Source organism: Amycolatopsis circi (assembly GCF_003385235.1).
GTDB classification, from domain to species: domain Bacteria; phylum Actinomycetota; class Actinomycetes; order Mycobacteriales; family Pseudonocardiaceae; genus Amycolatopsis; species Amycolatopsis circi.
Genome location: NZ_PQIA01000162.1, coordinates 1 through 20175 on the forward strand (window position 1 = coordinate 1; position 20175 = coordinate 20175).

18 protein-coding genes are annotated in these 20175 nt (G+C 68.9%); 11 read left to right on the forward strand and 7 right to left on the reverse strand.

The features are described from left to right. Together D0D37_RS40725 and D0D37_RS40730 are read right to left on the reverse strand one after the other, a co-directional pair. A partial coding sequence (locus tag D0D37_RS40725) for a maleylpyruvate isomerase family mycothiol-dependent enzyme (RefSeq protein ID WP_116205909.1) occupies window positions 1-571 on the reverse strand: 571 nt, incomplete at its 3' end. 164 nt (window positions 572-735) lie between these two features. Next, the gene (locus D0D37_RS40730) at window positions 736-1101 is read right to left on the reverse strand and encodes a VOC family protein (RefSeq protein ID WP_116205910.1); all 366 of its coding nucleotides are present in this window, start codon (window positions 1099-1101) and stop codon (window positions 736-738) included. 81 nt (window positions 1102-1182) lie between these two features. Between D0D37_RS40730 and D0D37_RS40735 the strand changes: the two genes are divergently transcribed. The 10 genes from D0D37_RS40735 to D0D37_RS40780 all read left to right on the forward strand — a co-directional run bounded on the left by D0D37_RS40735 (window position 1183) and on the right by D0D37_RS40780 (window position 13169). Further along, a complete protein-coding gene (locus D0D37_RS40735) occupies window positions 1183-2016 on the forward strand; it encodes an enoyl-CoA hydratase-related protein (RefSeq protein WP_116205911.1) in 834 nt (277 codons plus the stop codon). After that, window positions 2013-2624 carry an acetoacetate decarboxylase family protein gene (locus tag D0D37_RS40740; RefSeq protein ID WP_116205912.1) on the forward strand — a complete coding sequence of 204 codons (612 nt, stop codon included), beginning with the start codon at window positions 2013-2015 and terminating at the stop codon, window positions 2622-2624. Before D0D37_RS40735 ends, D0D37_RS40740 begins: the two co-directional genes overlap by 4 nt. Window positions 2625-2840: 216 nt before the next feature. After that, entirely contained in the window at window positions 2841-5831 is a 2991-nt protein-coding gene (locus D0D37_RS40745; protein WP_116205924.1) for a ribonucleoside-diphosphate reductase subunit alpha, read from the forward strand. A gap of 71 nt (window positions 5832-5902) precedes the next feature. After that, a complete protein-coding gene (locus D0D37_RS40750; protein ID WP_116205913.1) occupies window positions 5903-6976 on the forward strand; it encodes a ribonucleotide-diphosphate reductase subunit beta in 1074 nt (357 codons plus the stop codon). 167 nt (window positions 6977-7143) lie between these two features. Beyond that, window positions 7144-8661: a cytochrome P450 gene (locus tag D0D37_RS40755; RefSeq protein ID WP_244223848.1), complete on the forward strand. Its 1518-nt coding sequence runs from the start codon at window positions 7144-7146 to the stop codon at window positions 8659-8661. A gap of 246 nt (window positions 8662-8907) precedes the next feature. Continuing rightward, complete coding sequence (locus D0D37_RS40760) at window positions 8908-10761, forward strand: diguanylate cyclase domain-containing protein (RefSeq protein ID WP_244223849.1); 1854 nt, start codon at window positions 8908-8910, stop codon at window positions 10759-10761. Window positions 10762-10826: 65 nt separating this feature from the next. Then, a complete protein-coding gene (locus D0D37_RS40765) occupies window positions 10827-11285 on the forward strand; it encodes a peroxiredoxin (protein WP_116205915.1) in 459 nt (152 codons plus the stop codon). A 113-nt stretch (window positions 11286-11398) separates the two neighbouring features. Further along, window positions 11399-11647, forward strand: a complete 249-nt coding sequence (locus D0D37_RS40770) for a hypothetical protein (protein ID WP_116205916.1) — start codon at window positions 11399-11401, stop codon at window positions 11645-11647. Beyond that, complete coding sequence (locus tag D0D37_RS40775) at window positions 11644-12276, forward strand: RNA polymerase sigma factor (protein WP_116205917.1); 633 nt, start codon at window positions 11644-11646, stop codon at window positions 12274-12276. Before D0D37_RS40770 ends, D0D37_RS40775 begins: the two co-directional genes overlap by 4 nt. Beyond that, window positions 12273-13169 carry a GTP-binding protein gene (locus tag D0D37_RS40780; protein ID WP_116205918.1) on the forward strand — a complete coding sequence of 299 codons (897 nt, stop codon included), beginning with the start codon at window positions 12273-12275 and terminating at the stop codon, window positions 13167-13169. Before D0D37_RS40775 ends, D0D37_RS40780 begins: the two co-directional genes overlap by 4 nt. Before the next feature lie 51 nt (window positions 13170-13220). Here the strand turns inward: D0D37_RS40780 and D0D37_RS40785 are convergent, their stop codons facing one another. From D0D37_RS40785 to D0D37_RS40800, 4 genes are all read right to left on the reverse strand, one after another. Continuing rightward, the gene (locus D0D37_RS40785; RefSeq protein WP_116205919.1) at window positions 13221-13745 is read right to left on the reverse strand and encodes a GNAT family N-acetyltransferase; all 525 of its coding nucleotides are present in this window, start codon (window positions 13743-13745) and stop codon (window positions 13221-13223) included. A gap of 75 nt (window positions 13746-13820) precedes the next feature. Then, on the reverse strand, window positions 13821-15017 hold the full coding sequence (locus D0D37_RS40790) for an LCP family protein (RefSeq protein WP_116205920.1): 1197 nt from the start codon (window positions 15015-15017) through the stop codon (window positions 13821-13823). A 113-nt stretch (window positions 15018-15130) separates the two neighbouring features. Beyond that, complete coding sequence (locus tag D0D37_RS40795; protein ID WP_116205921.1) at window positions 15131-16384, reverse strand: SAM-dependent methyltransferase; 1254 nt, start codon at window positions 16382-16384, stop codon at window positions 15131-15133. Between the two features lie 89 nt (window positions 16385-16473). Next, on the reverse strand, window positions 16474-17214 hold the full coding sequence (locus tag D0D37_RS40800; RefSeq protein WP_244223850.1) for an alpha/beta hydrolase: 741 nt from the start codon (window positions 17212-17214) through the stop codon (window positions 16474-16476). 66 nt (window positions 17215-17280) lie between these two features. Between D0D37_RS40800 and D0D37_RS40805 the strand changes: the two genes are divergently transcribed. Further along, window positions 17281-18009: a sugar isomerase domain-containing protein gene (locus tag D0D37_RS40805; RefSeq protein ID WP_116205922.1), complete on the forward strand. Its 729-nt coding sequence runs from the start codon at window positions 17281-17283 to the stop codon at window positions 18007-18009. Window positions 18010-18063: 54 nt separating this feature from the next. On the opposite strand, the gene D0D37_RS40810 is transcribed toward D0D37_RS40805, so the two are convergent. Further along, window positions 18064-19929, reverse strand: a complete 1866-nt coding sequence (locus D0D37_RS40810) for an ABC transporter ATP-binding protein (protein ID WP_116205923.1) — start codon at window positions 19927-19929, stop codon at window positions 18064-18066. Between the last annotated feature and the right edge of the window lie 246 nt (window positions 19930-20175).

Consider the following 20175-nt stretch of genomic DNA (forward strand, 5'->3'; position numbering starts at 1 on the left):
GCTCGACCCGGAATTCCTCGGTCGGCGGCGCGAGCGAATGGAGTTTGTACGCGAAATCGCGAGTGCGCGTGCCGAACCGGGCGATGTGCCACAGCCGTTCGGTGGGCTCGCGCGTGACGCCGAGCGCGTCGGCGATGTCCTGGCCGTGCGCCCAGGTCTCCATCATCCGCGCGGTCGCCATGGACGCCGCGCTCATCGGCGGGCCGTACCACGGCAGCTTCTGCCCGTCCGGCACCGCGGCCAGCGCCTCGGCGAGAGCGGCTCGCCCGGAGCGCCACTGCGCCAGCAGCTCGTCCGGCGGCAGCTCGGCCCCTTCCTCAGCGCCCGCGTCGACGTAGTTTTCGCCGATACTCAACAGCTTTTCGACCTCGGACTGCCAGTCCTCCGGCCGGCTCGCGGAGATCAGCGATTTGCCGTCGGTCCACGCCAGATGCGCGACCTGATGCGCGATCGTCCACCCCTGCGCCGGCGTCGGCCGGGCCCACCCGTCGGCGGGCAGCCCGGCGACCAGGTCGTCGACCGCCTGCGATTCGGCCGCGAGATCCCGGAGGATCCCCGCGAGATCAGCCATTCCTGCGCCTCCCTGCGTCCGCCGCACCACCTCGTGCGGACCCAGCGTGGACCCTGGCCCCGGAAAAATCAAGCGCGCCTGATTGTTTTTGCTCCGACACCAAGTCCGTGAGGGGAACCCCCAGGGAATCAGAGTCCCTCAGGGTTCCCCTCACGGACAGCAGATCAGTCGCGGGAGGTGTCGATGACGCAGAAGCGGTTGCCTTCCGGGTCCGCGAGGACCACGAAGTCCGGATCCGGCGGGTAATGCGGCCAATCGACCCGCCGCGCCCCCAACCCGGTCAACCGCTCGACCTCCGCCGCCTGGTCCGCGGCATCCCCGGCGTACAGGTCCAGATGCACCCGCGGCACCTCCTGCACCGGCACCGAACTCCGCTGGAACGCCACCCCCGGCCCCGCGCCGTCAGGAGGCAACAGCACGACGAAATCCTTGGCGTCGTCCCGCCGCGCGTACCCCAGCGCGTCGCTCCAGAACGAGACCGCGCGCTCCATGTCCTCGACTCCCAGCACCACCGTGCCCACCTTCAGCATGATCCGAGCATGCCCCGGACGCGCCCGCCCAACCTTTATTGACACATTGAAAACAAGGCCCCGGCGCCCTACCGTCCTCCCATGGACTCCTACGCGGAGATCACCTACGAGGTCGCCGCCAAGGTCGCGACCGTTCTCCTCGACCGGCCCGAGGCCCGCAACGGCTACACGATCCGGATGGCCGACGAACTCGCCCACGCCCTCGGCCGCGCCGACCGGGACGAGGACGTCCGCGCGGTCGTGCTCGGGACGACCGGCAAGGACTTCTCCGTCGGGGCCGATCTCTCCTCCGGCGGGTTCGACTTCGGCGACCGGCCGCCGGACGACTGGCAGGAACCCGCGGGCAGGGTCTCGAAGCGGATCTTCACCATGAACAAACCGGTGCTCGCCGCGTTGCGCGGGGCGTCAGTCGGCGCGGGCATCACCATCACGCTGTCCTGCGACTACCGGTTCGCGTCCACCAACTCCAAGTTCGGCTTCGTCTTCACCCGCCGCGGGATCTACCCCGAGGGCGCGTCCGCGTGGTTCCTCCCCCGCCTCGTCGGGATGGGCGCGGCCGTCGACTGGATGGTCAGCGGACGGCTCTTCGGACCCGACGAAGCACTCCAGGCCGGGCTCGTCCACCAGATTCACGAGCCCGACGACGTCCTCGCCCAAGCACAAACCAGGGCGAAAGAAATCGCCGAGACCACCGCACCTGTAGCTGTAGCGGTCACTCGCCAGCTGCTCTACCGGATGGCCTCCGCCCCGTCGCCGTTCGACGTCCACCAGGTGGACTCGAAGCTCATCTCCCAGCTGGGCTCGAACCCCGACGCCGTCGAGGGCGTCGCTTCCTTTTTCCAGAAACGCCCGCCCGAGTTCCCGTTGCGCGTGGACCGAGATCTGCCGCCCTATCTGCCCTGGATCAGCGAATGACCGAATACCCGCCCGAGCCGTGGCACCTCGCCGCCGACGCCTGCATCTCGATGTGGCGGATCCCCGTCGACGAACTGCCCGCATTGCCCGCCGGCGCGCAACCGCTGCTCCTCAACAACCAGGCCGCCGTCTTCACCGCCTGGATCGACTACCTCCCCACCGGCCAGCTGAGCTACCACGAACTCCTCTCCTGCGTCGCCGTGCGCGGCCGCGGGCTCGCCGCGTCGATCACCGACATCTGGGTCGACAGCGAGATCTCGCGCGCGGGCGGGCGCGAACTGTGGGGCATCCCGAAGGAACTGGCGGCCTTCACCTTCACCGGCGGACGCACCTTCACCGCGGCGACCTCCGACGACTGGATCGCCACCGCCGCCTTCACCCCGCGCCTCGGGCTGCCGATCGCACTCCCGGTACGCTTCGAGATCGCTCAGACCCTCAGCGGCAGCCCGCTGCGTACCCCGGTCGAGTGGCGCGGGAAGCCTCGCGCGGCGGCCGCGGACTGGTCGGTCAACCCGGCCGGGCCGCTGGGCTGCCTGGCCGGAAAACGGCCCGTGGCCAGTGCGGCACTGGGCGCCACGAAGCTCCGCTTCGGATCTTGCCCTCGGTGATCGGATAACCCGCCAGGGTGAGAGTGACACGCCATACCTTGGGGCCCGTGCGAGCTTGGACCCCAAGATGTAGTCTCTGGGAACCGGCAGCCCCCAGCGACGGGGAGACCGCTTGACGAGGGCGGCCGGGCTGTTTCGAGGAAACCGCAGCGCATGGCCTTGATCGGCTGTGTGCCGCTCGAATGCGCCCATTTCGAGGAACTGTTGGAGACACGCATGTCAGTGGAAACCGGTCAGCGGCCGCCGTCGGCGGCGGAGGGGGCCCCGAGCGCGGTCCGCGTCATCCGGCGGGACGGAAACGTCTCGCCCTTCGACGCGGGCAAGATCTCGGTGGCGCTGACCAAGGCCTTCCTCGCGGTCGAGGGCGGCGACGCCGCCGCGTCCTCCCGCGTGCACCACGTGGTCGCGGAGCTGACCGGGCAGGTCGAGGCGGCTCTGCTGCGCCACACCGGCCCGGAGGCCGCGCTGCACATCGAGCAGATCCAGGACCAGGTCGAACTCGCCCTGATGCGCGGCGGGCACCACAAGGTCGCCCGCGCCTACGTCCTCTACCGCGACGAGCGTTCGAAGGCCCGCGAGGCCGCCGCGCCGGCGCACGCCGAGGTCGCGCTGAGCGTCAAGGGCGCCGACGGAACGCTGCGCCCGCTCGACTGGGCGCGCGTCTCGCACGTCGTCGGCGAGGCCGTCGCCGGGCTCGAGGACGTGTCCGCCGAGCCGGTGCTGGCCGAGGCCAAGCGCAACCTCTACGACGGCATCACCGCCGACGAACTGGCCCTCGCGCAGATCATGGCCGCGCGCGTGCTCGTCGAGCAGGAGCCGAACTACTCGTTCGTGTCCGCCCGGCTGCTGCTGGACAAGCTGCGCGGCGAAGCGCTGAGCTACCTCGCGCAGAAGCCGCGACAGGCCAGCCAGGACGAGATGGCGAGCGAATACCCGGCGTACTTCCGCGCCTACCTGCGCCGCGCGGTCGAGCTGGAACTGGTCGACGGCGAGCTGCTGGGCTTCGACCTCGACAAGATCACCGCCGCCATTCACGCCGAGCGCGACCTCGACTTCGGCTTCCTCGGCCTGCAGACCCTGTACGACCGGTACTTCCAGCACCACAACGGCGTGCGGTTCGAGCTGCCGCAGGCGTTCTTCATGCGCGTCGCGATGGGCTTGGCGATCCGCGAGGACAACCGCGAAGCCCGCGCGATCGAGTTCTACGAACTGCTGTCGACGTTCCACTTCATGGCGTCCACCCCGACGCTGTTCAACAGCGGCACCAACCGCGCCCAGCTGTCGTCCTGCTTCCTGACCACTGTGGACGACGACCTGGACTCGATCTTCCAGGCGTACAAGAACAACGCGCTGCTGGCCAAGTACTCGGGCGGCCTCGGCAACGACTGGACCCCGGTCCGCGGCCTCGGCGCGCACATCAAGGGCACCAACGGCCAGTCCCAGGGCGTCGTGCCGTTCCTGAAGATCGCCAACGACACCGCGGTCGCGGTCAACCAGGGCGGCAAGCGCAAGGGCGCGGCCTGCGCGTACCTGGAGACCTGGCACGTCGACATCGAGGAATTCCTCGACCTGCGCAAGAACACCGGCGACGACCGGCGGCGCACGCACGACATGAACACCGCCAACTGGGTCCCGGACGAGTTCCTGCGCCGCGTCGAGGCGAACGCCGAGTGGACGCTGTTCTCGCCGAACGAGACGCCGGACCTGCACGACCTCTACGGCAACGCGTTCGCGCAGCGCTACCGCGAGTACGAGGCGGCCGCCGCCCGCGGCGAGATCAAGGTGTTCCGCAAGGTCCGCGCGGTCGAACTGTGGCGGCGGATGCTGACCATGCTGTTCGAGACCGGCCACCCGTGGATCACCTTCAAGGACCCGTGCAACCTGCGTTCGCCGCAGCAGCACGTCGGCGTCGTGCACTCGTCCAACCTGTGCACCGAGATCACGCTGAACACGAACACCGACGAGGTCGCGGTCTGCAACCTCGGCTCGGTGAACCTGCTCAAGCACGTCACTCCGTCCGGTTTGGACACTGAGCGGCTCGAGAAGACCGTGCGCACCGCGGTGCGCATGCTCGACAACGTGATCGACATCAACTTCTACACGATCCCGGAGGCGCGGCGCTCCAACCTGCGCCACCGTCCGGTCGGCCTGGGCATCATGGGCTTCCAGGACGCGCTGTTCGAGCTGGGCGTGCCGTTCGCGTCCGCCGACGCGGTGAAGTTCGCCGACACCTCGATGGAGCACCTCTCCTACTACGCGATCTCGGCCTCGACCGATCTCGCGCAGGAGCGCGGCCAGTACCAGACGTTCGAGGGTTCCTTGTGGAGCAAGGGAATCCTGCCGATCGACTCGATGCAGCTGCTCATCGACGCCCGCCAGGGCGACGGCCTCGACGTCGACACCTCCACGACGCTGGACTGGGCCCCGCTGCGCGAGCGCGTCAAGACCGTCGGCATGCGCAACTCCAACGTGATGGCGATCGCGCCGACCGCGACGATCTCCAACATCTCCGGCGTCGGCCAGTCGATCGAGCCGCTGTTCCAGAACCTGTACGTCAAGTCGAACATGTCCGGCGACTTCACCGTCGTCAACCCGCACCTGGTCAAGAGCCTCAAGGCGCGCGGCCTGTGGGACGAGGTCATGGTCAGCGACCTGAAGTACTTCGACGGCAGCCTCGGGCAGATCGACCGCGTCCCGGACGACCTCAAGGCGCTCTACGCGACCGCCTTCGAGATCGAGTCGAAGTGGATCGTGGACGCCGGTTCGGTGCGGCAGAAGTGGATCGACCAGGCTCAGTCGCTGAACCTGTACATCGCGGCTCCGAGCGGGCGCAAGCTCGACGAGCTGTACCGCTACGCCTGGCACAAGGGCCTCAAGACCACGTATTACCTGCGGGCGCAGTCCGCGACGCACGTGGAGAAGAGCACCCTGCGCGGCACCGACGGCAAGCTGAACGCCGTCTCCGCCACTCCGGCTCCGGCCGCCCCGGCCGCCGCTGCCCCGGCTGCTTCTCCCGCTCCGGCAGCCTCGCCGTCGCCGTCCGCCGCGGTTCCGGCCGCCTCCCCCGCGCCGTCGCCGTCGCCCGCCGCCGCGGTTCCGGCCGTCCCCGCGGAGCCGAAGGAGCTGCCGAAGACCGACGTCGACTTCGTCGCCGCCGAGGGCGCTGCCTGCCGGATCGACGACCCCGACTGCGAAGCCTGCCAGTAACGCCTCGTGAGTGGCGATGCCGGTTCTAACCGGCATCGCCACTCACGACCCCGACTCCCAAGGTGACCTGAATGACGAACGTGGAAACGACGGACGCGACCGGCCTCGGCGAGATCGAGGTCGGCGCGGCCCGGATCAACGTCGACGACAAGCGGATGATCAACGCGCGCGCCGACGTCAACCAGCTGCTGCCGATGAAGTACCGGTGGGCGTGGGACAAGTACCTCGCGGCGTGCAACAACCACTGGATGCCGACCGAGGTCGCGATGCAGGCCGACATCGCGCTGTGGAAGTCGCCGGACGGCCTCACCGAGGACGAGCGGCAGATGCTCAAGCGCAACCTCGGCTTCTTCGCCACGGCGGAGTCCTTGGTGGCCAACAACATCGTGCTCGCGGTGTACCGGCAGATCACCAACCCGGAGTGCCGCCAGTACCTGCTGCGCCAGGCCTTCGAGGAGGCCGTGCACACGCACACCTTCCAGTACATCTGCGAAAGCCTCGGCCTGGTCGAGGGCGAGCTGTTCAACATGTACCGCGAGGTCCCGTCCATTTCGGACAAGGACGCGTGGGCGCTGAAGTACACGCAGAACCTGGAGAACCCGGACTTCGAGACCGGCACGCCGGAGGCCGACCAGGCGTTCCTGCGCGACCTCGTGGCGTTCTACGTGATCTTCGAAGGCATGTGGTTCTACACCGGTTTCGCGCAGATCCTGTCGCTGGGCCGGCGGAACAAGATGGTCGGCATCGCCGAGCAGTACCAGTACATCCTGCGCGACGAGTCGATCCACCTGAACTTCGGCATCGACTGCATCAACCAGATCAAGATCGAGAACCCGCACCTGTGGACCGAAGAGTTCCAGGCCGAGATCCGCGGGATGCTGCAGGACGCGTGCGAACTGGAAGTCAAGTACGCCCGCGACACCATGCCGCGCGGCATGCTCGGCCTGTCGGCTGACCTGTGCGAGCAGTACATGCACTTCATCACCGACCGGCGCGCGCAGCAGATCGGGCTGGCCCCGATCTACGGCGAGAACGAGAACCCGTTCCCGTGGATGTCGGAAGCGATGGACCTGAAGAAGGAGAAGAACTTCTTCGAAACCCGCGTCATCGAATACCAGTCCGGCGGCGCCCTCGACTGGGACTGATCCCCTCCCCGCGCCGACCGCTGAACGCCCGGCCGCGCTCTGGTTCGCCAGGGCGCGGCCGAGTCGCGTCCGAGGATCACCCGAACGGCCAAGCCGCAAGTATTGTCAAGGCGTCAATAACAGGGGACCGTGGAGGGCGACCGACACCCCGGACCGGGAGGGCCGCCATGGCGGACGTGACCTCGAAAACCGGAATTCCGACGGCGGGCGGCGCGCTCGGCACCCTCGCGCACGCCGGCAGCGACGGCGTCACCCGGCTCTCGGAAAACCTGCGCGGCCGGATCCCGCCGCTGACCGCGATCCCGTTGCCGCGCAAGGTCGACGAACGCTGGCTCGGCGCGCGGTGGCCGGTCCGCGAACTCGCCGCGCCCCCGCCGGGCAGCGGCCTGAAACCGGTCCTCGGCGACGACGGGCCGCCGCTGATCGGGCACACGCTCGACGGGATGCGGTTCGGCCTCGACTTCAGCCTGCGCCGCTTCGAGCAGTTCGGCCCGGTGTCGTGGATGGGCGTGTTCGGCCAGCGGATCGTGACGCTTTCCGGGCCGGACGCCACCCAGACCGCGCTCGTGAACAAAGACAAGGCGTTTTCCCAGGAGGGCTGGAAGTTCTTCATCGAGCGGTTCTTCGAGCGCGGGCTCATGCTGCTCGATTTCGGCGAGCACCACCTGCACCGGCGGATCATGCAGGAGGCGTTCACCCGGGACCGGCTCCGCGGCTACGTCGCGCAGATGGGCCCGGCGCTGCGCGAAGGCGTCGCCGCGCTGCCGTCCGGCCGGCCCCAGCTGTATTGGGCGTTCAAACAGCTGACGCTGGACGTCGCGACCCAGGTTTTCATGGGCCTGCGCTCGGCCGCCGACGCCGAGCGCATCAACCGCGCGTTCGTGGCCGCTGTGCGCGCCGGTACCGCCGTGGTGCGGTATCCGGTGCCTGGCGGCCGCTGGGCCGCGGGTTTGCGCGGCAGGCGGACGCTCGAGCGGTATTTCGGCGAGAACCTGGCGGCGAAGCGCGACGCGGACGGCGACGACCTGTTCTCCGCGCTCTGCCACGCGGTCTCCGAGGACGGCGACCGGTTCAGCGACGCCGACATCGTCAACCACATGATCTTCCTGATGATGGCCGCGCACGACACGACCACCATCACCGCCAGCGCGATGGCCTACTACCTCGCGAAACACCCGGAATGGCAGGACCGCGCCCGCGAGGAGTCGCTGCGCCTCGGCGACGACCTGCCGGACCTCGAAGCGTTGGAGAGCCTCGAAACGCTGGACCTCGTCATGAAAGAGGCGCTGCGGCTGCGCGCCCCGGTGCCGTCGCTGGCGCGAAAGACCACAAAGGACACTTCGGTCCTTGGCCACTACCTGCCGGAAGGCACGATGGTCGCGGTTTCGCCGACGCTGAACCACTACTCCCCCGAGTACTGGACCGACCCGCTGCGCTTCGACCCCGAGCGGTTCAGCCCGGACCGCCGCGAGGACAAGTCGCACCGGTTCGCCTGGATGCCGTTCGGCGGCGGCGCGCACAAGTGCATCGGGCTGCAGTTCGGCGGCTTGGAAGTCAAGGCGCTCATGCACGAGCTGCTGCGGGCGCACCGCTGGTCGGTGCCCGAGGACTACGTCGCCAAGTGGGACTACGTCTCGCTTCCGGTGCCCGCCGACGGACTCCCGGCCCGGTTGGCCTATCGTTGACGGCCGCCGAGCGGGACAGAAAGGTCGACAGCTGGAGACAAAACCGCAGTACAGGCCACCTTCGTGTACTCAAGGTGACTTGATGTCACCAGTTGTGTAGTGCCCATCACTCGTTCAGCCGGTAGACACCCTGTTTGGTCCGTGATGCCGTGGCATCACTTGCGGCCAACTCGTACCCAGTGTGGGTCTTCGGACCCTCCGCACCGGGCCTGAGCTGGTCTTTGTCCGCATATGAAGAGGTGGAGTGTGCCGGAGCCTGGTGCCACGCCAGGGTTGGTCGACGTCGCGCGCAAGTACGCGGCGGCGCTGACCGACACCAACGGAGTAACGCTCCCTCCCGCCGAGGTGGAGCGGATCCTGCTCGACTTCGCCGGCGAGGTCGCCGAGCGCCCCGAAGACACGGGCGCCACGCGCCGGTTCACCGCGCTCTTCTCCTCCGCGCCGCTCGGCATCGCCCTCACCGACGCGGCCGGAACCGTCGTCGAGGCGAACGCCGCGATGGCGCGGCTGCTCGGCACGTCCACGACGGAGCTGCGGGACAAGCACGTCGCCGATCTCGCCGCCGGGCCGCAGGACGCCGAGCGGCTGCGCAGCGCTCTCGACGGGCTGCCGCTCACCGGCGAAACCCGCCGGACCGTCCGCGGCGTGCACCTCGACCACAGCCGCGACGGCGGGCTCACCACGAACGTCACCATCACGTCGCTGCCCGGCGACCGGCCCGGGTCGTTCTTCCCGGTGGTGATGGCGGCCGACACCGACGACGTGCATCTCCTCGGCGAACGGCTGCGCCACCAGAACCTGCACGATCCGCTCACCGGACTGCCCAACAGCGCCGCGTTCACCGCGCAGCTGGAGGCCGCGCTCGGCTCGGGCAGCTCCGCCGAGATCGCCTTGCTGTACCTGGACATCGACGGGTTCAAGGTGATCAACGACGGCCTCGGCGCCGGCATGGGCGACCTGGTGCTGAAGGCGATCTCGGGGAAGCTGAAGGCCGTGTTCGACGGCCAGCACGAGAGCTACGTCGCCCGGCTGTCCGGCGACGGGTTCGCGGTGCTGCTGCGCGGTTCCGAGCTGACCGGGCAGAAGACGGTCGTGCTCGCCGACCGGGTGCTGGACGAACTCAGCGAGCCGGTGTACGTCGACGGGCACGGCATCGGCGTCAGCGCGAGCATCGGGATCGTCGTGCGCCCGGCGAACGAAGGCAGCCACGGCGACCTGCTGCGCGCGGCCGAACTAGCGCTGCACCGCGCCAAAGAAGCGGGCAAAGCGCAGTGGATGCTGTTCGACCCGCAGCTGGACGCGCGGGACCGCAACCGCTACCAGCTCGGCGCGGTGATCGCCGGTGCGCTGGAGAACGGCGAGTTCTCGCTGATCTACCAGCCGACGGTCAAGCTCGCGAAGCCGGACGAGATCGCCGCGGTCAACGCCGGGCTGCTCTGGAGCCATCCCGAACGCGGCGAACTCGGCCCCGAGGAGTTCTATCCGCTCGCGCAGACCACCGGAATGACCGTGCCGCTGGGCAAATGGCTACTGCAGGAGTCGCTCGGCGCGACCGCGCGCTGGCGTGAGCGGTACGGCCCCGCCGCGCCGGACGTCTGCATCCGGCTGCCGAAGCGCCTCGCCATCGACCAGGACCTGGTGCTGCTGGTCAAGAACCAGCTGGACCGGCACCGCCTGCCCGCACGGGCGCTGCGGCTGTGCACCGACCGCACGTCGATGTTCGACGACGAGGGCGAGGTGCTGGACTCGTTCACCGTCCTCGCCGACCTGGGCGCGCAGCTCGTGCTCACCATCTCCGGATCGTCCGACCTGGAACTGATCCCGCGGTACCGGCTCCCGGTCAAGCACGTGATCCTCAGCGGCCCGGTAGTCGACGCACTGGCCGGACCCGACCCGGCCGAGACCGACGTGCGGCACCTGTCGCAGCTGGTCACGCGGGCGAAGGAGCTGGGCCTGCGCATCGGCGCGGAAGGCGTGCGCGACGCCGGCCACGCGGACCGCCTGCGGGAACAGGGAGTTCTGGCGGCGCGAGGTTCGTTCGTGGCGGAGTCCGCGACGGGCGACGAGGTAGACGAAATGATCGCCCGGCACGCCAGCTGACCCATCCGCCGCCGCGGCGGCTCCGAACTCCGGGCAAGACCCCCTTTGGAAGGACCCTCTCCGCGATGCAGCCTGGCGACCTCGCCCCCGACTTCACCCTCCCCGACGACCAGGGCGTGGAGCGCACCCTGTCGGCCTTACTCGCCGACGGCCCGGTCGTGCTGTTCTTCTACCCGGCCGCGATGACGTCCGGCTGCACCGCCGAAAGCTGCCACTTCCGGGACCTGGCCGCGGAATTCGCCGAGGCGGGCGCACAACGCGTCGGCATCAGCCCGGACGCCGTCGGCAAACAACGCGAGTTCTCCGCCAAGCACGGTTTCGACTACCCCCTGCTGTCCGATGTGGACGGTGCGGTGGCGAAGCAGTTCGGCGTGTGGCGCAAGATCCTGCCCCTGCACACGAAACGGCAGACGTTCGTGATCGCGGAAGACCGGCGGGTGCTGGACGTGATCAAGAGCGAGCTGAACTTCACCGCGCATGCCGATCGGGCGTTGAAGGTGCTGCGGGAACGCGCGGACGCCTGACCGGCGTGCTCCTTCTCGCGAAATCGATCTCGAAAACTCCGTCGACGGCGACCCGGCAACGCCGGTGCGAGCGATGTAGGGGTCGTGAGGTTCGAGCGCGAAGGAGACCGGAGATGACCAAGCAGGGGGAGCAAGGATCCGGCGAGGAGTGGGCGGTGGTTCGCCGTCCTGGGATCGTCCGGCTCGCCGACTCAGCGCTGCGGGCGAGAATCGAGTCGGCGCGTGCCCGCCGCCGGAGCGACACCATGATCGGCCTGGTGGCAACAGCGGCGACAGCGGGAGCGAACGCCAAGGTGCAGTCGCACGAGCCGGACGGGGCCAAGTGGTCGATAACCGTCATCGCGAAGGACACTGCCCGGTGACAGACCCGGTCGACGCGACCGAGAGCGAACCGCCGCCCGGGTACGGCGGCCGCGACCCGCTGGCCACGGTCCTCGCGCTCGATCAGGTGCAAGACAAACTGCACAGCTTCGTCCGACGGCGGATACCCGATGTGCACGACGCCGAAGCGGTGTACTGGGAGACCTTGGAAGCATTCGCCGCGTACGTCGACACTAAGAGATGCCCGCCGTCCGATTTCTGCAGACTGCTCTTCGGCATCGCAGGCAACAAGGTGGCCAGCTATTGGCGCGCGGAACGGCGAAGGCGGCACAGCGTTCTCGTCGAGCCGTCAGACGAGCTTGTGCTCGCCCGGGAGTGGTCTAGCCCGTACGAATCGGTGGAGCAGCGGGTCGACTTGGCGCGCGCGATCGCAGAAGCGCCGCTGGAGGACCGTATGCGACGAGCGCTGGTTCTTGTCGCCGTCGATCAGCTTTCCCAGGACGAGGCCGCTGCGGTCATGGGCGTCCACCGCAGTCAGCTCCGGCGGCTCCTGGCCAAGGCCGCCAAGTTGCTTCGTTCGGACGGACGGCTCGACGAGTACGTTGACGGTCTCGTCGGCGCGGCTCGGCCGGAGCGCACGAGACAGCTGGGCTCGGGGGCACAGTCATGAACGAGGAAATCATTGACCGGTTGATCCGTGCCGGTCGGCAGCCAGTATCGCCCCGGCCGGCACACTTGCGGGTCGGCGCGGAGCAGCTTCGTGCGCGGCTGGCTTCGAAGTCGCGGGAGCAACTCGGCCAGCTCGTCGAATGCACGCGAAAAGTGCATGACGACATCATTACCGCTCCCGCTGTCTCCCGCATCAGCGTCGTGTCCGACAGGTCCGAAGCACCAGCTGCGATTACTTCCGCACCCGCCCACGATGGGCAGTCGGCGAGCCTGGCCCGGCCGTCACTGGAACTCGTGGTGCAGAAAAAATCCGAACCGCGTTCCGCCGACGATCCATCGTTCACCACGATTGTCGTGGCGGGCGGAACCGGGGCAGGGAAGTCAACTCTCGTGGCCTCCATTTGCTCTCAGGTTCTGTACACCGCTCCACCGGCGTTCGGCGGAGCCGACAGAATGGATCGAGGCGCGAGTGACCTGGGAAAGCTCGTACTGGCCACTGATTTAGCCCTCTACCTGTACGGTATGCCCGATCCGCTCCAGACCACCGCAGAATTCGACGATATCGCCATTAACTCCCTCGGGGGAATCGTTCTGGTCGACACTGGCCAGCTGGCCGACGCATTCCCCTATCTCGACTATCTGGAGCACCGCGGCATTCCCTACGTCGTGGCGGTGAACGTGATGGACGGCATCGTCCGCCACAAAATCAAGGACGTCCGCAAAGCGCTTGCGATCGACCCCGCCGTCCCCGTCAAGCGATGTGACACGCGCGCACCCGAATCTGTGAGGAGAGTACTGGTCGCTTTAGTCGAGGAAGTCATGCGGCTTCGCTGCCGGCCGGGGCAGAGCCTGCCGGAAGAATTGCAGCTGGTAGCCGATCGGATTCTGGCCTGACCACGGCAGGGATTCGACCGAACCGGTGCGCCCTCGCCACGAGAAGCGCCCTCACGCGGCCCGCTCAAGCCGCCACACCACGTTCATCCCGCGGCAAGCCGACGGAATCCGCCCCTCCGCCGGTTCCTCCCCGACCCGGGAAAATCCCAGCCGCACCGGAACCGCGCCGCTGCGCACGTTCTGCGAATCGTGCTTGATCAGCACATGCGCGGCATCGAGCCGCCAAGCCAACTCAACCAGCAAAGCGCCCGCCCGGGTCACAAATCCCTTGCCAGTCTGGGATTTCGCGAGCCAGTACCCGATCTCCCACCCGTCACCGCGACGCATCAAGCCGCAACTGCCCGCCAGTTCGTCATTCGGCGGGTAGATCGCGTAGTTGTATTCCTCGCCGCTCTCCCACTGCGAAGCCGCGCGCGCGAGGAACTCATCGCCCTTGGCCTCGTCGTAGCCGTCGATCGCCCACGGCATCCACGCGGCCAGATGGTCCAGGGATCCCACGACGGCCGCCACCTGCGCGTCCCGATGCTCCGGGCGCCAGCGTACGAGGGTGACCACACCGTCGGTGAGAGTGTCCATGCGGTCATCCTGACAGCAGAAACGGCGACAGGCTCGCGAATTTCGCCAGGCCCGCCGCCGTCTCGCAGCAGAACGTCAGTGCATCACGATGTCCGGCGGCACCTCGGTGTCGTTCTTCAGCGCGTCGAACAGCTGCCCGGACTTCTTCTTGTCCCAGTGCTGCGCTGACGCGTCGGTGATCGGCATCGTCGTGGTCGTAACCCCGTCGGAGGAAATGCCGCGCATCGCGATCGCCAGGCCGACCAGGTTGTGCACGTGGTCGCCGGTGTCCATGGTCAGCGCGTCCGGCGCGGAACCCAGCAGCGGGAAGAAGTCGAACGGATTCAACAGCGTCCCGGGGCTCGCGATCTGGCTCACGAGCGCGCCGATGAACTTGCGCTGGTTCGCCACCCGGTCGAGGTCCGAGCGCGGCGTCGCGTCGGCGTGCCGCATCCGGACGAAGCCGAGCGCCGAGCGTCCGTCGAGCTTCTGGCAGCCCGCCTTGATGTCGATGCCGGTCATCGGGTCGTTCATGTCCTTCTCGATGCACATGTCGACCCCGCCGATCGCGTCGACGATGTTCGCGAAGCCGCCGAAGCCGATCTCCGCGTAGTGGTCCATGTGCAGGCCGGTGGCCTGTTCGACCGTCTGGACCAGCAGTTTCGGCCCGCCGAGCGCGAACGCGGCGTTGATTTTGCTCGTGCCGTGGCCGGGGATCTTCACCTGCGAGTCGCGCGGCAGGCTCAGCAGCGTCGGTTTGGTCGAATTGTCCGGGAGGTGCGCGATCATGATGGTGTCGGTGCGCTGCCCGCCCGCCTCGCCGGAGTCGCCGGTGGCCAGCCGCTCCTCGTCCGCCGCGGACAGGCCCTGGCGGCTGTCCGACCCGACGATCAGCCAGTTCGTGCCCGACGCCGCGGCCGGGCGCCCGGAGTAGTCGCCGATCGCGTCCACCCGGTTGATGCTGAACTCCAGGTACGCCCAGATCCCGCCGATGAACAGCACGAACACGATGAGCAGCGTCATCAGGATCTTGCCGACGCTCCACCGGCGGCGACGCCGCGGCCGCGGCTGCCGGCCCCCGTACTCCGGCGGGTCCTGCCTCGGCGGCCCGGGCGGCGGCGGGGCGGGGGCCTCGCCGCGCGCGCCCATCGGCCGGGTGCGGCCGTCGTAGGGGCTCTGCCCTCTGCCCGGCAGCGGCATCATCTGCGCCCGCTGCTGCTGGCGCGGGCGTGCGGGGGGCTGCGGTGGCCTGGGCGGCATCCGCCGCCTGCCGTCGTCGCCTCCGTACGTCATGGGCCTGTCTCCCCGATCCGGTGGGTGCGCGTGGCCGCACAGTGTCCTGCGCGGCCCTCCTGCGTTGGACGTGCGGGACCCTACGCGGGTTGTTCCGGCGGGGAGAGACAGCCTCAGCGCGGGTCGGCGAACCCGAACTGGTGGACCTTCAGATGCCCCGACCGGAACCCGGCCTCGGAGTAGGCGAGATAGAACTCCCACATCCGCCGGAACACGTCGTCGAACCCGAAGCCGCGGATGTCGTCCCAGCGCTGCTGGAAGCGGTCCCGCCACAGCTTGAGCGTGCGGGCGTAGTCCTGGCCGAACTCGCGCATCCCGGCCAGCTTCAGCCGGGTGTTCTCGCGCATCCCGTCCTCGATCGCCTGCACCGACGGGATGATGCCGCCGGGGAAGACGTACTTGTGGATCCACGTGTAGGACTTGGCCGCGGCCAGCATCCGGTCGTGGTCCATGGTGATCGCCTGCAGGCCGAACTGCCCGCCCGGGCGCAAGCGCTTGCCGATCGTGGAGAAGAACGTCGGCCAGTAGGACGCGCCGACCGCTTCGATCATCTCCACGCTGACCACCGAGTCGTACTCGCCGGTGGCCTCGCGGTAGTCGCACAGCCGCACGTCCACGCGGTCGGAAAGGCCCGCTTCGGCGATCCGGGCGTCGGCGAGCACCTTCTGTTCCTGCGAGATGGTCAGCGACGTGACCTTCGCGCCGCGCGAGGCCGCCCGGATGGACAGTTCGCCCCATCCGGTGCCGATCTCCAGCACCTCGCTGCCTTTGCGCACGCCGGCGTAGTCGAGCACGCTGTCGAGCTTGCGGTACTGCGCCTGGGTGAGCGTATCCCCGGGGCCGAACAGCGCCGACGAGTACATCATCGATTCGTCCAGGAACGCGCTGAACAGGTCGTTCGACAGGTCGTAGTGCCGGTGGATGTTCGACCGCGCGCCCTCGACGGTGTTCTCTTCCTCGGACGGCTGCATGCGCTCGGCGATCCGGCGGAAGCGCTGCAGGAACGGCGGCACGAGCGTCGCCAGCCGCTCTGCGAAGGGCGTGAGGACGCCGGCCAGGTCGTCCGCCGTCCAGTCGCCGACCAGGTACGCCTCGCCGAAGCCGATCTTCGCGTCGGCGCCGAGCCGGTGGAAGAACGCCGAGGGCCGGTGGATGCGCATCTCCGGCGCCTCCGGGCCGCCCGCGCCGAGCACCGTGCCGTCCGGGAACGTGACGCGCACGTCCAGCGATTTCACCGCGTGCCGGAACAGCGCCTCGGCCGCGCGCGCCCGCAACGGCGAATGCGGCGGCGTGGCGAGACCGGGCCATCGGGATTCGTCGGGCACCGGCTGCGAGACCACTGTCGGATCGACTCGTGACGTGGACAAGACACTCCCTCCGAACGGGCTTTCGAGCCCTTCCCCATGATATTCCCGCTTCGTCCCCGCTGCCCTCGCGACCGGGCCGCGCCCTCCGGTTACCCCGGAATGCGCAGCCGGTCGCCGGAAGGGCGGGACCAGGCCTGACGGAGAGTTTCGTCCGTCTCGCCCACTCCGATCCGGTCCAGTGTGAAAGCACACATGAGCCGGGTCCAGACCGCGGGACGGCGCAGCATCGAATGGCCTTCCCCGGCGATCTCGAACCGCGCCACCAGGTCGGTGACCTCGCGGGCGCGCGCGGCGAAGGCGTAGGACTCGGCGGGCGAGGTCATCCGGTCGCGGGTGCCGTGCGCGATCAGCACGGCCCGGCCCGCCACGGCGTCCACCGGCTCGCCCGGCGGCGTCCACGGGGCCATCGCGCACACCCCGGTCACCGCCGGATCGTCGGCGACCCGGAGCGCGACGCGGCCGCCCATCGAATGGCCGACAAGGACCACCGGGAGCCCGGGATGGTCGGCACGGATCCGTTCGAGGGCCCAGCGGGCGTCCGGCACCGGGCTTTCCATCCGGTCGTTCCAGCCGTACAGCCGGTTCCGCATCAGCCGGACTTCCAGGCCGTGCCGCCTTCCGGCGCGGTGCAGCGAACGGGCCAGCGGCACCATGCGCTGATACGCCAGCCGCCACGGCTGGACGACCGCGGTGCTGCGTTCGGCCCCGCCGTGCAGCACGAGCGCCACCGCGCGGGTCTGCCCGGGGGCCTGCCACACGCGCACGGCCGGATCCGCCTGGCCGCCTTGCCGTTTCCCGTTCACCGGCACCCCCACTTCGATCAACTCCACGGTAATCCACCACGAAGCGTGTCCACCCGATAGATTCGGTGCCCGGACCCGCGAGGAAGGGCAGGTGTGGTGAGCGCCACGGATCTCGTGAAGAGCACTTCGGACCAGCTTGCGGCGGCAGCGGAGGCCAATGCCGCGCAGGTGTCCGCCGCCGCGGACCTGCTGCTGGGGGTGATCCGAGCCGACGCGCTGGTCTTCACCGCCGGCGCCGGGCATTCGCTGGCCGCGGTCGCCGAGACGTTCTACCGCGCGGGCGGGCTCGCCTGCGTGTATCCGGTGTACCACCCGGAACTGCTGCCGCTGCACGGCGCGCAGCACAGCACGCGCACCGAGCGCCGTTCCGGGCTCGCCGAAGAGGTCCTGGCCGAACGCGCGCCGGGGCCGGAGGACGTGCTGGTCGTCTTCTCCACGTCCGGCGTGAACCCGTACCCGGTCGAACTTGCCGCCGGTGCGCGCCGCCGAGGCGCCGCAGTGATCGCCGTGACGTCGCGGGCCTGTGTGGCCGCCGCACCGCGTCGGTCGGCCACGACGTTGGTCGAGGAAGGCAGTGTGGTGCTGGATTCGCTGGTGATTCCCGGCGATGCCAGCTATCCGGCGTCCGCGCCGCGTACCGGGCCACTGTCCACTGTGGTCAATGCGTTTCTGTGGAATTTGATTCTGGCCGAGGTTTATGACCGGGGCGCCGCCGAGGGGCTCGACGTTCCGTTGTGGCGCAGCTCCAATGTGGAGGGCGGCGACGCGGCGAATGCGGCGCTGCTGGCCAAGTACGAGCCCCGGGTGCCTGCGTTGCGCTGAGGACGTCGTGAGTGTTGATCACGGTTAGAACCGTGATCAACACTCACGAGCCCCCTACGCCGCGGCCGGCTCCTCCGAGAACTGCGTGTGGTACAGCTCCGCGTACCGCCCCTCCCGCGCCAGCAGCTCTTCGTGCGTCCCGCGCTCCACGATGTCCCCGTTCTCCACCACGAGAATCAGATCCGCCGCCCGCACGGTCGACAGCCGGTGCGCGATCACCAGCGACGTCCGGCCTTCCAGCGCGCCGGTGAGCGCTTCGCCCACCGCGGCCTCGGATTCCGAATCCAGGTGCGCGGTCGCCTCGTCCAGCACCACGACCTTCGGCTGCGCGATCAGCAATCGCGCGATGGTGAGCCGCTGCCGTTCCCCGCCGGAGAGCCGGTAACCGCGTTCGCCGACGGTCGTGTCCAGTCCGTCCGGCAGCGAATGCACCAGGTCGCCCAGCCGGGCCTTCTCCAGCGCGGCCCAGATCTCGTCGTCCGTGACGGCCGGGCGCGCGTAGCTCAGGTTGGAGCGGATCGTGTCGTGGAACAAGTGCCCGTCCTGGGTCACCACGCCGACGGTTTCCCGCAGCGAAGCGAAACTCAGGTCCTTGACGTCCACATCGGACAACCGGACCGAACCGGCGTCCACGTCGTACAGCCGCGGGAGCAGCGAAGCGATCGTCGACTTGCCCGCACCGGACGAACCGACCAGCGCGACCATCTGCCCGGCTTCCGCGCGGAAGCTGAGGCCGTGCAGCACTTCGTCGCCGCCTCGGCTGTCCAAAGTGGCCACGTCTTCCAGCGAGGCGAGCGAGAACTTGTCCGCCGCCGGGTATCCGAACCGCACGTCGGAGAATTCGACCGAAACGCCGCCTTCGGGCAGTTTCTTCGGCTCCGCCGGTTCCTTGATCATCGGTTCCAGGTCCAGCACCTCGAAGACGCGCTCGAACGACACCAGCGCGGTCATCACGTCCACGCGCACGTTCGCGAGCGCGGTCAGCGGCGTGTACAGCCGGGTCAGCAGCAGCGCCAGCGCCACCACGGTGCCCGGTTCGAGCTTCCCGGTGAGCGCCAGGTAGCCGCCGAGGCCGTATACGAGCGCCTGCGCGAGCGCCGACACGAGCGTCAGGCTCGTCATGAACCAGCGCGTCAGCATCGCGGTGCGCACGCCGATGTCGCGCACCCGTCCGGCGCGGAGGCTGAAGTCGGCGACCTCCCGGCGCGGCCGGCCGAAGAGCTTCACCAGCGTGGCGCCCGGCGCGGAGAACCGTTCGGTCATCTGCGTGGTCATCCCGGCGTTGAGTTGCGCGGCCTCGCGCTGCAGTCCGGCCATGCGGCGGCCGAGCCGCCGGGCGGGCAGTACGAAAATCGGCAACAGCACCAGCGCGACGAGCGTGACCTGCCACGAGAGCGACATCATCACGATCAGCGACAGCACCAGCTGGATCACGTTGGTGACCAAACCAGACAAAGTCGCGGTGAAGGTGCGCTGCGCGCCGATCACGTCGTTGTTGAGCCTGCTGACCAGCGCACCGGTGCGAGTCCGGGTGAAGAACGCGATCGGCAGCTTCTGCACGTGCTCGAACACCGCCACGCGCAGGTCGAGGATGATCCCCTCGCCGATCCGCGCGGACTGCCAGCGTTCGGCGAGGCCGAGCCCGGCGTCGAGGATCGCCAGCACCGCGATCACCACCGACAGCCAGATCACCACGTTCAGCTCGTGCTTGCCGACGATCGCGTCGACCACCTTGCCCGCGAGCACCGGCGTCGTCACGGCGAGCACCGCCGAGATCACGGTGAGCACCAGGAAGGCCAGCAGCCGCTTCCAGTGCGGGCGGGCGAACCGCGCGACCCGGCGGACCGTGCCCCGGGTCAGCGCTTTCGGCGCGTCGCCCGCCCGCATCGCGGAGCTCAGCAGCGCCCAAGTGTTGTCCATTGGAGTGTTCCCCCAGCTCGTGAAAACCTCTAGATTAGTTGAACTTTTTTCCGGAGATGACCTGCACAACACCGGGACGCCCGGCATTCTTCCCGACGTCCGCGAAGGACTCCCCCACAGCCTCAGCCGGGCGGCTGCCCTCAGGTCCGTGAGGGGAACCCTGAGGGACTCTGAGTCCCTCAGGGTTCCCCTCACGGACCTTGGGCGCGGGCGGGGCACGGGCGGTGCGGGAAGGCGGGGCCCGGC

Excerpts from the sequence above, each read along its gene's own strand:
- D0D37_RS40730 (WP_116205910.1), bottom strand. The coding sequence starts at position 1,101 with ATGCTGAAGGTGGGCACGGTGGTGCTGGGAGTCGAGGACATGGAGCGC.
- D0D37_RS40735 (WP_116205911.1), top strand. The coding sequence starts at position 1,183 with ATGGACTCCTACGCGGAGATCACCTACGAGGTCGCCGCCAAGGTCGCG.
- D0D37_RS40740 (WP_116205912.1), top strand. The coding sequence starts at position 2,013 with ATGACCGAATACCCGCCCGAGCCGTGGCACCTCGCCGCCGACGCCTGC.
- D0D37_RS40745 (WP_116205924.1), top strand. The coding sequence starts at position 2,841 with ATGTCAGTGGAAACCGGTCAGCGGCCGCCGTCGGCGGCGGAGGGGGCC.
- D0D37_RS40750 (WP_116205913.1), top strand. The coding sequence starts at position 5,903 with ATGACGAACGTGGAAACGACGGACGCGACCGGCCTCGGCGAGATCGAG.
- D0D37_RS40755 (WP_244223848.1), top strand. The coding sequence starts at position 7,144 with ATGGCGGACGTGACCTCGAAAACCGGAATTCCGACGGCGGGCGGCGCG.
- D0D37_RS40765 (WP_116205915.1), top strand. The coding sequence starts at position 10,827 with ATGCAGCCTGGCGACCTCGCCCCCGACTTCACCCTCCCCGACGACCAG.
- D0D37_RS40770 (WP_116205916.1), top strand. The coding sequence starts at position 11,399 with ATGACCAAGCAGGGGGAGCAAGGATCCGGCGAGGAGTGGGCGGTGGTT.
- D0D37_RS40780 (WP_116205918.1), top strand. The coding sequence starts at position 12,273 with ATGAACGAGGAAATCATTGACCGGTTGATCCGTGCCGGTCGGCAGCCA.
- D0D37_RS40785 (WP_116205919.1), bottom strand. The coding sequence starts at position 13,745 with ATGGACACTCTCACCGACGGTGTGGTCACCCTCGTACGCTGGCGCCCG.
- D0D37_RS40790 (WP_116205920.1), bottom strand. The coding sequence starts at position 15,017 with ATGACGTACGGAGGCGACGACGGCAGGCGGCGGATGCCGCCCAGGCCA.
- D0D37_RS40810 (WP_116205923.1), bottom strand. The coding sequence starts at position 19,929 with ATGGACAACACTTGGGCGCTGCTGAGCTCCGCGATGCGGGCGGGCGAC.